The sequence below is a fragment of the Mucilaginibacter sp. P25 genome (genome assembly GCF_050859465.1).
Classification (GTDB): Bacteria; Bacteroidota; Bacteroidia; order Sphingobacteriales; family Sphingobacteriaceae; genus Mucilaginibacter; species Mucilaginibacter gossypii.
This window is the reverse complement of record NZ_CP193937.1, coordinates 6,697,233-6,710,415: the sequence shown is the minus strand read 5'-3', so window position 1 is coordinate 6,710,415 and position 13,183 is coordinate 6,697,233. Positions and strand designations below refer to the sequence as shown.

Genomic DNA, 13,183 nt, shown 5'->3' with positions numbered 1-13,183 from the left:
TCGGTGAAATAGATAAAGTCAACAATTATTTAAATAGTATTTGTTTTGCTAAACAAAAGAAATTATAAACGAAATATCAAAACAAATAACAATGGTATCGCTATTCCGGTAGATGTAAATTCCGGTAACGCTTTATACAAGGCTTTTTGATTGCAGTTGTTGTTTCTTTCATTTGATAATACCGAATATTCAGCTCTAAGATTTTTCGGGACGTAGTCTAAAAGAATTGTAGTCAATAAAATGACGCCGCCTAAGATTTAAACAATACCCAAAAATGTTATTTCGTCGATCAGAGCTTTCATACCCATCCGGAGCATCATTAAAAATCTTTTTCCATATTCTTTTAAAATCAAATTTTAAAATCCATAAATGTCCCTGCGCTTTTTGAAAGCCATTTCTCCACCTTCCAAAATTTCGCAGCAAAGATCTCTCGTTTCCGGTCTGTCGATAGAACCGCTGTTTATTACCATTGACTTTAAACTAGTACTTTTTAATGGCACAATAAGTTCTGCGTCACCCAAGACGGCAATATTTGCATTATGAGTAACAATAATAACCTGCCTGGTTTCCTTGATCTTTTTGAGATTTGACACTATTGTCTTGTAAATGAATTCGCTATCTAAATTATCCTCTGGCTGATCGATGATTAATGGACATTTACTTTTTGAATGAATCAAAATAGCCAGTAAAATTGATTGTTGCTGACCGAGTGACAACTGAGAGATATTACGCATCAGAGTCTTTTTAGCGCCGGCTCCGTCGTCAACTATCTTGGTCACAGTCAGTATAGGAAGGTCGTCAAAAAGGAGATTTTCAAAATCTTCGTACCCGTAATTTGCCTTCGCTTTTTCAATTATCGAAGTAATTTCTACATCTGAAAATACGCGGCTACCATCCTGGGTAATAGTTTTTAAAATATCTAAATTTTGTTTCTTGACGCCAGCAGAAAAATCGATCGGCGATATTGCGCGAGCCAATTGTCTTGCCTTGGTAACCGCGCTGGTACGCCAACCCATCAAATTTTTAAGGGCCTCTTCGAAATCATTAGAATATTTACCTTGGTCGTATTTTACGTTGACAAAAAAGCCGTCAACTGAATTTTTTAGATTTTCGTTAATTCTTGTAGCAAAGAGGTTCCGATTTACAAATATTTTGTCGCGGTATTCTTTACGTTGTTTTATTAATTCAATTCGCCCTTTGAGAAGATTTGTAAGTTCATCTTTTTTTCCAGCAGTTTTCTTAATCTGTCCTGATAATAGGTAACGTCATTAGCTATTTGATTAATTTTTCCAAGATCAAACGGGATGCCTTTGCTTTCCAAATCCGCTTTTTTACATCAATTTTTGCTTGTATTTCAGTCTCCTTCGCCCCCCACTGCTGGAGCTGCACTTTTAACTCAGCGACTTTGGCCTCCAGACTTGCGTGCAGTTCATCGGATTTCAAACTTACTATGCCTGCAAATTCATCGACAATTCGTTTGACAGCTGCAAAATTGTCCTTTCCGACAATAATATTCGCATCGTTGAGACTTGCAAAATCCTTAAATAGCGAATTATCTTTAAAGATGTCCTGATACTTTGCAATTAAAGCTTTCAGACCATTAATTACATTGGCACGTATCTGACGTTCAGCAATTAATGCTGTTTGGTATTTTACCAAATCGCCAACTTTATCGTTTTTTAGTTGTTCCAGTTTATCTTCAAGATTCTTTTTTGCTTCTCGGTTTCAGGAATGTTAACTACGTCAAGCCTCAATTTTCGCAGTTCACTTTGGTTTTCAATTAATTTTAAACGATACTCTTCCTCAGTTTCCTTGAATGGCGCCAATTCAATAAAGGAGTCTAAAAAGTTTAGTAGGACGTTTGGGTTTTGATCGCTATGCTGGATAGTATCAGCGGTCTCTCCTTGACCATAACTTTCAATTTTTATATTGGTAATTCCATTTGTCGGATCACTAATGTTGAATACGCCTGCATTTTTTCCCGTGTGAGTATTATTTGGCGGCCAGTTTCATCTTCATAAAGCAAATTGATTTTCTCGGGCCATACTTCACTATCTACCACCCTTGATATTGAGCTATTACCGGAAGTTTCCCTTAACGACTCCAGAAATGTGGATTTACCGGCCCCGCGGCCGCCAATAATACAAGTCAGGTTGTTGCTAAAGTGTACCCGCTGTTTATCTAAGAGACCGCCCGCAATTTCCATCCCTATAAATCGCGGCAGGCGGTCGGGTATCATGTTTTCCAATCTTATGGTTGATATGCTGTTTTGGAGGGCAACTTTAAATCCGTGAAAAGTTAGTGCATCAGTTTTCACTCTCGTTAGCTTCTTTTCTCCTGATGCATTAACTCCTAATTTAGCGAGCGTGTGGGAATCGGACGACATCAACACAGGAAACTCATAATCGCTGTTGAGCGACAGTTTGCTTCTTCTTAAATTGATCATGTTTTTCCTATCAGACGAATCATCGCGGTCAGTGTATCGATTTACATTTGACTTTAGAGAAACTTCTAAACCCATTAGACAATCGTGGCATATTACTTCTTCCATCGCCGGCCCAAAACGTCCGATTGTTTCTTCAAACCCGGAAGTTAATTCTATATGCGCCAGAACACCGATGCCTCGAAACTGTTTCGCCAAGTTCAGGCAATCAACGATGCCGTGTGTACAAGTATCCTTTTTTGCGGAAATGGTAAGTTTTCCGCAAAAGTCCTTAAGTTGTTGATATGTCTCGAAATAAACTAACAGATGGCCTTGAATTGTGCTGATCTCAATTCCGGGAATAACCAAGATATTTTTGCCTGAGGCATGTGTTATCGCGCGTTCGACATTGCGATGCTCATTATGATCCGTAATTGCAATTATAGAAAGGCCTTCGGAAATCGCAGTATCAACAATAGCTTCAGGAGTCATTGTAATATCGGTGACGTCATAGGATTCATGATCACCAAAGGAATGTATATGCAAATCAGCTCTTACAAATTCGGCGCCTGCTTTGATATCGGTGAAGGTCAAATTCATTTTAAAAGGTTTAAGTGAGGCTATATTAGCAGAAGATTTTTAGTTTTGCTCCAAATATTATTCTTTGAATATAAATCTAATAATGAAAATAAAACACTAAAAAAGAATAATTTAACCATCGGAATAATATTTATAAGCGAAGGCTGTTAACAGAATTCTGTTTTGCGTTTAAAGAAAATTCCCTGTGTATTCCAATACTACCGTGTGGCTAATTTTGCACATTGCTGAATTTCTAAAATGGCTTTGACATTTATTAGAACTGATGAATATTTTCACATACTTAAAATTAACGATGCGTAACTAAATTTTTGGCCAAGTAATAAGGCGGTTTTATGCTATCGCTATTCGCCTAGCTCGCATTGGAATTTTATGAGGATACGGATTGGATTAATTTGGTGGTCATTAACGATTCTTCTTTTGCATTTCCAGTGGTATGCTCCATTTCATTAGAGGACATAACGAGATTTCATGAAATCGGAAAGTATGTAAGCAATAATTGGTACAAATGTGGTACAGGATATTTTTGTGTAATGATTTTTTTCGTAAATTGCTCGCAGTAAAGATGATATGATGACTTTCTCAAGATAACTTACAGATTTCTAATCTGTAGGTCTTTGGTTCGAATCCAAATGGGATCACTTATAAGAAAAGCCGTTTCGTATACATAGAAACGGCTTTTTTTGTACATGAGGGCACTTTTGAGGGCCGGCCATATCTTGAATAGACGCTCGTCGTAACAGCTTGTCCCGGAACACAGTGGGCAAGTTCAACAGAATCTCCACCTATCAACGAGTATCGTATCGACTTTATAGCCAGTTGTAAAAGTCATTGCTAAGTGAGTTCATGTGTGCTGCTTCCCCGGTAAGCGAGCTATAGACTATACGAAAGTCTGATGCTTTTTTCAGTAAAGCACAGCAGTCGGCGCAAGCCCGAATTGCTTTTTAAAGGCAAAGGAGAAATGGGACAGATTCTCGAAGCCCAGCTCAAGATAAATGTCTTTGGGCTTTTGGCTTTGCTGGTGGATGAGAAAGTAAGCTTCTTCCAATCGCTTTTTTGTCAGCCAGCGTCCGGGCGTGTCGTTATAGATTTGCTGGAAGTCACGCTTGAAAGCGGATAAGCTTCTGCCCGTCAGAAACGCGAAGCGCTCTAAAGGGACATTAAACCTGAAGTTCCGGGTCATGAAGGCTTCGATGTCTATCTTTTGCGGCGCACCGAAGTTGAACAATGCGGCAGCAAGGCCTGGGTCGCTTTTGAGCAGGATCAATAGCAGTTCTTCCCGCTTGAGATCTGCAAAAGCTTCCTCGATCTCGGCCTCGCCCCTATAATAGGGTTCGAGGGAATGGATGAAGCTGGTAAGCAGCTGATCGTCCTTGACCGGCAGGATGGAATCGTCTGACGTGGCGATGCCGGTATCTACCCTGTGCCGGGCTAAAAACCGTTTTAGAAAAGCTTCATCCAGCACGATGACGATCTTTTTAAAGTCACCGTCCTGTTGCTGCTTGGTGTAGCGTAGCAAATGGTTCTTACGGGCGATGCAGCTATCGCCGGGATGAAAGTGGTAATGCTTGTCGCCACTGTATGCAAGCATAGAGCCTTTTAGGAGGTACAGAAAGAAATGATCGGATATTACCTGTTCGGGAGATATTCCGGGCCCTAAATGACAGGATTGCAGACTACTGGTGATCATGCTCAAAAATACTTAATTCAAAAGACTATCCACACTTGCCAATATCACTTCTTCCTTACTGCGAGGATGCCAATTCAATACCCGCTGTGACTTTTCGTTGGAAATGGCGATATAGAAGGATTCATCCAGCGGTTTCAAGTCGGCGATGTTTCCGGCGTATTCGGGTCTTTCTTTCCGGATAAGCTCAGCCACGTCGTAAAGGCTCATGACCCCGGTGGCTGTTGCCAGGAAGCGCTCACCCGCTGCGGCCGGATGTGTCATTGCTTTGAGGTGAATATCGGCTACATCACGCACATCCACCACGCCAAAAGTGAAGGGCAGCGTTTCTTTGATCTGGCCATCCAATACGCCTTTCACAAAGCCGATAGAGGTGGAAAAGTCTTTTCCCAGGGCAGGGCCGAATACGCCTACCGGGTTTATTACGGTGAGTTCCATGCCGTCGCCCTCGCTGTTAATCCAGTCCCAGGCAGCTTTTTCGGCAATCGTTTTAGATTTGATGTAGGCGCGGTCTGTCAGTTCGGGGTCTGTCCAGTCTTCTTCGGTAAAGGTGTAGCCTTTGGGATCTTTGCTGTAGCCGATGGCAGCAAAGGATGAGGTTAATACCACGCGTTTCACACCGGCATGGCGGGCGGCTTTCAATACCCTTAATGCGCCATCCCGTGCGGGTATAATAAGGTCGTTGGCATCTTCGGGTTCTTCGGCAGGAAATGGGGAAGCTACGTGCAGCACATAGGTGCAGCCATCAGCTGCCCAATTCCAGTTCAGGTCATTAGTCAGGTCTGCTTCCACAAAGGCGAGGTTTTCAATGGATTTCATTCCGGCTCCTTTGAGCAGGTTAATTACTTCGTCTTTTCTTTTTAAGGAGCGAAGGGTTGTTTTAACAGTGTAGCCTTGTTGTAAGAGTTGAAGGATACAATAGATGCCAATGAAGCCTGTGCCGCCTGTTACTAATACGGTTGGCTGTTTGATGTTATTTTCCATGTTGAATTTTCTTTTGACAAAGATGGCGCTAATGCGGCTTGCCTGTTTTGTTTAGAAGTTCAATTTTGTTTTGTTTAAAAGTCCAGGAGATTTGATTTTGCTTTAAGCCGCTGACTATAAGGTTTAGCACATAACTGTGTTATTTACCAAGCGGATAAAGCATTTTAATTCCAATCTGTCTTTTTATTGATGTTAAAGTAACACTTAAAATTGCACTGAATTCCTTATGAAAAATTCTCATATCGCTGGCAAGTAAATATTAATATTTGTTTTTTCGGTATATCTATCGAACTTAAAATGAATGTTTATTTAACAATTAATTTAAGTTTTTATTTGATTATTGATTTAATTGATTTAGATTAGTAATACAATTAAAACCTAATTATAGTTCCCTCTACACGGTGAATTTTTATTGACTGGTAAACAAATTAGTTGTTTTCAATGAAGACGGACTGTAACTATTATAAACATCAAATTTATAATGAAATCAATTGAGTTAAATCATACTGACGACGTTTTATTGTTACAGCAAATAGAACAGGGCAGTCAACATGCATTTAATTTATTGTATGAAAAGCATTGGGGAAACGCCTATTCTGAAGCCTATAAACGTTTAAAGGATTCGGATCAGGCAAAAGATATAGTCCAGGAAGTATTTACCCATATTTGGCTCAAAAAAGAAAGTCTCCGTATTCATAATCTACCGGCTTATTTAACAGTAGCTATACGTAATAAGGTGTTTAAACTGGCTGAAAAGCAGAAAATCATTCATCCATTTTTTGATGTCATTGATGACCTGCCTGCATCTTGCCAACAAGCTGACGACAATTTGCTTTGGAAAGAGTTTTTAATATCTTATGAGGCACTTTTAAATACACTTCCTCCTAAAAGGCAAATTATTTTCCGGCTTCATTATCAGAACGATTTACCAACGAAAGAAATCGCGGCACAATTAGGTCTCACAAGAAAAACAGTTCAAAATCAGCTCGGAAAAGCTATTGAAAAATTGAAAGTGTCATTATTACCCTTCCTTTCTTTATTGATCATTTTATTTGGGCAATAAAATAATTAAGTCTGAAAAAAATTTTTTAGCAGAGTGGGACTTTTGTTTGTTTATAGGTCATATCTATAATCAGTAGTACAACCTATTTTAAATGGACAAGCAATATTTTCTTGAACTGTTGCATAAATATCTCAATAATGAAGCAACAGATGAAGAACAACAATTTTTAGTTAAATATTATGAGTTGTTTTCTGCTGAGCCAGATATTGTTTCTCTATTGAGTGATGAGCAGAAGAAGGAAATCAGGGAAGAAATAAATGCCTCAATTTGGGAAAACATCGATAAACATACCGGTGTTGATAAAAAAATAATACGCCTCAAGACTTGGGGCAGAAAAATAGCTTCCGCAGCGGCAATCATTGGGGTTTGTGGCATAGGGTATTTGTTTTTACACAATAAATCGGTTGTTAAACCGCCCCAGTCATATTCGGCCCATCGGCCAAAACCTAACCTGTTTCTGGTACTGCCTGACGGAAGCAGGGTAATACTCAGCTATGGTAGCAAACTTAGTTATGCTTCATCATTTGATGGCCTTACGAAACGCGAAGTATATCTTACGGGTGAAGCCTTTTTCGATATAAAACACAACAACTTAAAACCGTTTGTTGTACACACCGGTAAAATAAAAACAATCGTGTTGGGTACTGCATTTGATGTAAAAGCAGTGCCCGGTGATAAAACCATAACAGTCACCGTTACCAGAGGCAAGGTAAAAGTCAGCAATAATAACAAGCTCCTGGGCATTATTGTTCCCAATCAGCAGATCACCTTTGACCGGCAAAAATCTATTTCAATGCAAACTAACATAAATGCAAAAAATTATACAATCTGGACGGCGAAGGATGATTTGTATTTTGAAGATGTAACTTTTGGGGAAGCAGCCAAGGTATTGGAAGACAGGTTTAAGGTTAAGATATTATTTACAGATCAGTTGGTTCGCTCAAAACACTTCACCTCTACTTTCAATAAATCTGCCAACCTGGATCAGGCATTAAAGAGCATTTGTGAGTTCAATGACGCCACTTATTCGTACGATAAAGCGAAGACTACCATAACCATCACCACTAAATCTCAAGCCAATTCAACTAAATCTCAAACCAATTAAACTTAAAGTATATGAAGAAAAAGTACCTCAAAAATCACAAACAGATCCTGTTTAAAAGAAGTCCGGATAGTTCTCCGGCATAAAAAACCCTCTGAACCATTTCCGGGGAAATAACCTCAGAGGGTCGCTAACGCTATTCGACTGCAATCGATTGTATTAGCCGGGTGTTTTAAATTTTAACATTCAATCGAAGACATTAATCACTTAAAACAAACTAAATTATGAATTTTTCCATAATTCTGGCAGAACCGCGGCATTTTGTTAAATACCCGCTCAGATTTCATCTGCTAATTGACTTAAATTTTAAACAGTGTATGAGAATCGGGATAATTTCAATGTTCATATTAGCTACTTCAATTCCTGTATTTTCAGCAGCCCCTGTAAAGAGTCAGACAATTGACCAGGTAGCGGTGAGTCTTACACTCAAGAATGAATCACTTGTAAAAGCTTTTCATAAAATCGAATCACAAAGCAGTTTTCATTTTATGTATCGCAATGATGATGTGAAGGATATTCTCAACCTGGATATTGCTGCCAGTAATAAATCGATAGCAGTAGTTCTGAAGGCCATTTTGTCTAACACTTTACTCAAATTCAGACAGATTGATGACCAGATATTAATTACAAAATCAAATCAGGATAAAGCGGCAACCGGTGAAAAAGCAGATGTCACTACTGATATAGTAGCATCCAAAGGCATAATTAAAGGAACGGTGACCGATTCAAAGGAGAGTCCGTTAGCGGGTGTTACGGTAAAACTGGATGGCGCAATTTCATTAAATAAAGCAACAGACGTTAACGGTAACTATAGCTTCGCTAATTTACCGGCAGGTAACTATACGCTCACTTTTACTTTTGTTGGTTTTAAATCGGTAACAAAAACATTAGCATTAGGGGAGGATCAGCAAAGTGTAATTAATGTGGTGTTAACGGAAAGTACAAATGGCCTGGACGAAGTTGTTGTAACTGGTTACGGAACACAGAAAAAGCGGGAAGTAACCAGCGCAATTACCTCTGTAAGTGCAGCACAATTTAATAAAGGTAATATCAGCGATGTTGCACAGTTATTACAAGGTAAAGTAGCCGGTCTTTCTATCGCACGCCCGGGTGGCGACCCTAACGGTGGTTTTGCCATCAGGTTAAGGGGACTTTCTACTTTAGGAGCTAACACACAGCCGCTAATAGTGCTTGATGGCCAGGTGGGGGCTGATATTAATACAGTTGATCCAAATGATATAAAAAGTATTGACGTACTGAAGGATGGTTCGGCCGCTGCCATTTATGGTACACGCGGGTCGGCGGGCGTTATCATTATAACAACCATCGCAGGAAAGAGAGGGATGTCAAAGCTTACTTATAACGTTTCAGGTACTGAAGAAACCCCTGCCAAATTTACCAAGCATATGACAGCCGCCGAGTTTGTTGCGCTTGGCAAAGGGACAAACTATGGCTCTTCTACCGATTGGAATAAAGAAATAACCCGTTCGGCTTTTTCACATGTACATAATTTAGGCATTTCGGGAGGTGATGAGCGTACTGTTTATGATGCAACTTTAAACTATCGCAATAGTCAGGGTGTTGCAATCAGAACTGGTTTTCAGCAATTAAATGGCCGTTTGAATATCACACACAAGGCGTTGGATAACAAATTGGTCCTCAATTTAAATATAAATACTACTAACAGAAACTCACAATTTGGTTTTCCCGATGCTTTCAAATATGCAACCATTTTTAACCCCACAGCACCGGTGCATTCTACAGATCCTTTATATGATTTAACCGGCGGGGGTTTTTTGAATCCAACTTCGTTGATTATTCAAACCCGGTGGCAATGTTGGTTCAAAATACAAACGAAGCACGGAATAAGAAATTTAACATTGGCGGAACCGCGACGTATGAGCTAACTAAAGGATTGAAGTTTGCTACTAAATATTTTAAACAAACAACAAGCATCTATCATTCAGAGTACTCCCCAACTACAGCCTTTATTTCCAGGGGCTTTCCGTTGGGCAGTGGTTTTGGCCGTTCGGGTATTTCTGCAAAATTTGATGATGAATCTGAAAATAGCCTGCTTGAAAGCACCTTGTCTTACGACAAAACAATACATAAACTGGAGATTGCTGCTGTCGCCGGATATTCGTATCAGGATTTCTTCTACCAGGGATTTGATGCCCAGGGCGGTAATTTTGTAACTGATGCTTCGGGTCAGAATTTTGCAGCCGCTCTTGATTTTAAAAATGGTATAGGTGTAGTTGAAAGTTATAAAAATGAGAATAAGCTGATCTCGTTTTTCGGGCGGGTAAACTTAAACTATGATAATATCGCTTTCCTTTCGGCCAGTTTAAGAAGAGACGGTTCAACAGAGTTTGGTGTAAATAACAAATGGGGCTTTTTTCCTGCTGTTAGTGCAGGTTTTGATTTGAGCAGAATATTAAAGATTCAAAGTATAAGCAACCTTAAATTGCGCGGCAGCTACGGTGTTACCGGTGCATTACCACCGTTTCCGTATCTTTCATTGTCTACTTTATCAAATAGCGGCGGTACCTACTATGCGGGCAATGGTGTATACCTCAGTACCTACAGTGGCACCAGGAACCCTAACCCCGGTCTGAAATGGGAGAAAAAAGCTGAAACAGATATCGGTTTAGACTTTTCACTGTTAAACGGAAGGTTAACCGGCACATTTGACTATTTTAACCGGAAAACTACCGACTTGATTTTTGACGTTACGGTGCCTTCGCCACCGGCGTTATTCAACAACACATGGGAAAATATTGGTGAATTGAGTAACTCGGGTGTGGAATTAGCTTTAAGCTATGAAGCTATTAAAACACCTGACTTCAGTTGGACGACTGGTGGTAATATTTCAAGTTACCACGTAGTTTTAACAAAGCTGATTGACGCTTTAAAAGGTTCGTACGTAGGGGCTACCAACCTTGGCACTCCTGGCCAGGAAGCCACGCAGTTAACGAGGGCGGTAGAAGGTCAGCCGATCGGTATACTTTACGGGCCCAAATATGTAGGTGTTGACGCAAATGGTGTATACCAGTACTCTGACGGCAAAGGCGGCACTGTTGGATTAGCAAATGCGCCACGCCAGGTTATTGGTAATGGCTTACCTAAATTTGAATTTGGGATTACCAACGCCTTTAGATACAAACAGTTCGATTTTAACTTTTTTCTTCGCTCATCTATCGGTCATCAGTTAATCAATACTTACCGCGCGTTTTACGAAAATCCAAATGTTGCAACCAGCTACAATATAGTAAATACCAAATATTTCAATCCCAAAGTTACCGATGGTGCCGCATACAGCAGTTATGACGTTGAAAAAGCATCTTTCCTGAAATTGGATAACGCAACGTTTGGCTATACTTTCAAGATTGCCAAGAGTAGTAAACCGGGGATGATTAGCAGTTTGAGAGCCTATATTTCGGGCCAGAACCTTTTCACTATTACCGGTTATACAGGTGTCGACCCGGAGGTTAGGTACGCTGACTCTGGAAATGTGTTAGCTCCGGGTATCGACCGCAGGGAGACATGGGTTTATACAAGGTCATTTACCCTCGGCGTTAATTTGGGATTTTAATTAAGGTATTTCAAAGTTTAATATATACAAATTATGAAACATAAATCATTAACAAGATATTCGTTGCTGGTGTTTCTTGCTGCGGCTTCATGTACAAAGCTGGATGAAAAAGCATTGCTCTACGATCAGGTAACTGAGGATAGTTTTTATAAAACAGATAAGCAACTGGCGGCCGCTGTGGGCGCTGCATATTCTTCTATTTATGGTTATAACGGTGCTTTCTTTAACTTAAATGAGGTTACTACCGACGAGGTTGTTGTACCAACACGGGGCGCGGACTGGGGTGACGGTGGGCACTGGGTACGTTTAAAAACACATAAAACCAACAGCACCGATTCACAACCAGCTAATGGCTGGAGCCTTGGTTTCGGCGGGGTTACTACTTGTAACAAAATTTTAGCTGCCCTGGCTGTAAGTAAATCACCAACTGCTGCTACTTATGTAGCAGAATTAAAATGTTTAAGGGCCATTTACTACTACTGGCTGCTTGATTTGTTTGGCAACGTGCCTATCACTACTGATTTTTCGGATACCAAACCCCCTGCAACTAAAAGTCGGGCCGAGGTTTATGCTTTTATTGAATCAGAATTACTGGCAAATATTGAAAAACTACCCAAAATAGGCACAGGAGATGGCCCATACTATGGCCGTGTTACTTATTATGTTGCTGAAGCAACTTTGGCCAAGTTATATTTAAATGCCCAAACTTATACCGGGACCCCACAATATGATAAAGCATTAGCTGCATGTGATGTAATCATTAATTCCGGGAAGTATACCCTGATGAATAATTACGCTGATAACTTTTCAAGGAATAATACCAGTTCAACCGAGTCTATTTGGGCGATACTGTTTGATGGGGTTAAAGCGGGCGGCTTTAATATGAATATGGAGACTTTGCACTTGCAAAGCCAGAATACTTATCAAATGAATAACCAGCCATGGAATGGATTTGCTTCGGTACAGGAATTTTACCAATCCTATATTGACCCGGCGCAAAATCCGGGCCCGCAGGGAACAGTTGTAGGTCTTGACCCCAAAGGTACACCTACTACCGGTACCCTCGATAAGAGGATGCTGAATAATTTCCTTGTTGGACCTCAATACCAGGCTGATGGGGTAACCCCCTTAACAGACGGCGGTGCAGATGTGACGGATCCTAATGGTCCGCCTATTACCTTTACCCCTTACATTAACGAACTGCAGCCCAATGCCTGGAGACAGGCAGGTGCACGTATTGGTAAATGGCAATTTTATAAAGGTATGCAGACAAGTTTGGATAATGATTTGGCAATTTATAGATACGCTGATATTTTGCTGATGAAGGCCGAATTATTAGCCAGAAAAAGTGGCAATTGGAACGATCCGGTTACGCTTGCACTGGTTAATCAAATCCGAACAGTACATGGAGGGGTTGCACCATTTACCAGTTTAACTCCTTTAATATTTTTAGCAGAGCGCGGCCGGGAAATGTTCGCAGAAAGCTACAGAAGGCAGGACATGATCCGTTTTGGTGTTTATAATGATGCGTACCGTTTCCACCCGGCCGATCCGGATGCTCACGTTAATATTTTCCCGGTACCCGAACCTCAAATTAATGCAAATCCAAACCTGAAACAAAACCCCGGGTATTGATAAAATACCTGAGTTAGTAAAGGTGCTCTTTTAAGGAAAGCAAGTAATAAATCACTTGCTTTCCTCATTAAATACCACGGATTTACCTAATTGACCTGGAT

Annotated in this window: 10 protein-coding genes; 5 read left to right on the top strand and 5 right to left on the bottom strand. The window is 40.3% G+C overall.

Features of this window, described 5'->3' with window-relative positions:
• Positions 1-356: 356 nt before the first annotated feature.
• From ACRQ5D_RS33810 to ACRQ5D_RS33790, 5 genes are all read right to left on the bottom strand, one after another.
• Positions 357-1,118, bottom strand: a complete 762-nt coding sequence (locus ACRQ5D_RS33810) for an AAA family ATPase (protein WP_432329951.1) — start codon at positions 1,116-1,118, stop codon at positions 357-359.
• Between the two features lie 154 nt (positions 1,119-1,272).
• Complete coding sequence (locus tag ACRQ5D_RS33805; protein WP_432327983.1) at positions 1,273-1,659, bottom strand: hypothetical protein; 387 nt, start codon at positions 1,657-1,659, stop codon at positions 1,273-1,275.
• A gap of 265 nt (positions 1,660-1,924) precedes the next feature.
• The gene (locus tag ACRQ5D_RS33800) at positions 1,925-3,022 is read right to left on the bottom strand and encodes a PHP domain-containing protein (RefSeq protein ID WP_432327982.1); all 1,098 of its coding nucleotides are present in this window, start codon (positions 3,020-3,022) and stop codon (positions 1,925-1,927) included.
• 901 nt (positions 3,023-3,923) lie between these two features.
• Complete coding sequence (locus ACRQ5D_RS33795) at positions 3,924-4,610, bottom strand: helix-turn-helix domain-containing protein (RefSeq protein WP_431198912.1); 687 nt, start codon at positions 4,608-4,610, stop codon at positions 3,924-3,926.
• Between the two features lie 111 nt (positions 4,611-4,721).
• The gene (locus tag ACRQ5D_RS33790) at positions 4,722-5,690 is read right to left on the bottom strand and encodes an SDR family oxidoreductase (RefSeq protein ID WP_091175163.1); all 969 of its coding nucleotides are present in this window, start codon (positions 5,688-5,690) and stop codon (positions 4,722-4,724) included.
• Positions 5,691-6,171: 481 nt separating this feature from the next.
• Between ACRQ5D_RS33790 and ACRQ5D_RS33785 the strand changes: the two genes are divergently transcribed.
• The 5 genes from ACRQ5D_RS33785 to ACRQ5D_RS33765 all read left to right on the top strand — a co-directional run bounded on the left by ACRQ5D_RS33785 (position 6,172) and on the right by ACRQ5D_RS33765 (position 13,082).
• Entirely contained in the window at positions 6,172-6,753 is a 582-nt protein-coding gene (locus ACRQ5D_RS33785) for an RNA polymerase sigma factor (protein WP_091175165.1), read from the top strand.
• A 91-nt stretch (positions 6,754-6,844) separates the two neighbouring features.
• Positions 6,845-7,858 (top strand): FecR family protein, encoded by a 1,014-nt coding sequence (locus ACRQ5D_RS33780; RefSeq protein ID WP_091175168.1) that lies wholly within the window; start codon positions 6,845-6,847, stop codon positions 7,856-7,858.
• Positions 7,859-8,172: 314 nt separating this feature from the next.
• On the top strand, positions 8,173-9,762 hold the full coding sequence (locus tag ACRQ5D_RS33775) for a carboxypeptidase-like regulatory domain-containing protein (protein ID WP_431198909.1): 1,590 nt from the start codon (positions 8,173-8,175) through the stop codon (positions 9,760-9,762).
• Complete coding sequence (locus ACRQ5D_RS33770; protein WP_431198908.1) at positions 9,690-11,447, top strand: TonB-dependent receptor domain-containing protein; 1,758 nt, start codon at positions 9,690-9,692, stop codon at positions 11,445-11,447. The genes ACRQ5D_RS33775 and ACRQ5D_RS33770 overlap by 73 nt, the downstream gene beginning before the upstream one ends.
• A 33-nt stretch (positions 11,448-11,480) precedes the next feature.
• Positions 11,481-13,082, top strand: a complete 1,602-nt coding sequence (locus ACRQ5D_RS33765; protein WP_432327979.1) for a RagB/SusD family nutrient uptake outer membrane protein — start codon at positions 11,481-11,483, stop codon at positions 13,080-13,082.
• Positions 13,083-13,183 lie beyond the last annotated feature (101 nt).

What these genes read in the sequence shown, in the direction of transcription:
- ACRQ5D_RS33780 (WP_091175168.1), top strand. Translation starts at nt 6,845, where the DNA reads ATGGACAAGCAATATTTTCTTGAACTGTTGCATAAATATCTCAATAAT.
- ACRQ5D_RS33800 (WP_432327982.1), bottom strand. Translation starts at nt 3,022, where the DNA reads ATGAATTTGACCTTCACCGATATCAAAGCAGGCGCCGAATTTGTAAGA.
- ACRQ5D_RS33770 (WP_431198908.1), top strand. Translation starts at nt 9,690, where the DNA reads ATGTTGGTTCAAAATACAAACGAAGCACGGAATAAGAAATTTAACATT.
- ACRQ5D_RS33790 (WP_091175163.1), bottom strand. Translation starts at nt 5,690, where the DNA reads ATGGAAAATAACATCAAACAGCCAACCGTATTAGTAACAGGCGGCACA.
- ACRQ5D_RS33785 (WP_091175165.1), top strand. Translation starts at nt 6,172, where the DNA reads ATGAAATCAATTGAGTTAAATCATACTGACGACGTTTTATTGTTACAG.
- ACRQ5D_RS33765 (WP_432327979.1), top strand. Translation starts at nt 11,481, where the DNA reads ATGAAACATAAATCATTAACAAGATATTCGTTGCTGGTGTTTCTTGCT.
- ACRQ5D_RS33795 (WP_431198912.1), bottom strand. Translation starts at nt 4,610, where the DNA reads ATGCTTGCATACAGTGGCGACAAGCATTACCACTTTCATCCCGGCGAT.
- ACRQ5D_RS33775 (WP_431198909.1), top strand. Translation starts at nt 8,173, where the DNA reads ATGAGAATCGGGATAATTTCAATGTTCATATTAGCTACTTCAATTCCT.